We start from the raw sequence: 292 nt of genomic DNA on the forward strand, positions 1-292 counted from the left end.
TCATGTCGAAGGCGTGGTAGACGTCCGAGAACCCCGGCCGCGAGTCCCGGTCGCCGGTACGCCACCACGTCGGCACCCCGCCGATCACGTAGCAGCCCTGCGAGATGAACCAGTTGACGACGTCCAGGCACGCCGCGGCGGTGAAGGGGCGCTGGTTGTCGGCGAAGCCGAAGCCCCAGATGCACACCACCGGCTTGCCGTTCTGCACCGCATAGGCAGGGGAGGCGGTGTATGCCCGCATCTTGTTCGTCCAGTCGGTCTTGATGTCCGACTGCATGTTCGTCCAGTCCGA

Annotated in this window: 1 pseudogene; it reads right to left on the minus strand. The window is 65.8% G+C overall.

Annotated features, from left to right (window positions below):
• Positions 1-277 (minus strand): annotated as a pseudogene (locus tag HCN08_RS34635) (discoidin domain-containing protein); the annotation flags it as partial.
• Between the last annotated feature and the right edge of the window lie 15 nt (positions 278-292).

The sequence above is a fragment of the Actinacidiphila epipremni genome (assembly GCF_012034175.1).
GTDB lineage: Bacteria > Actinomycetota > Actinomycetes > Streptomycetales > Streptomycetaceae > Actinacidiphila > Actinacidiphila epipremni.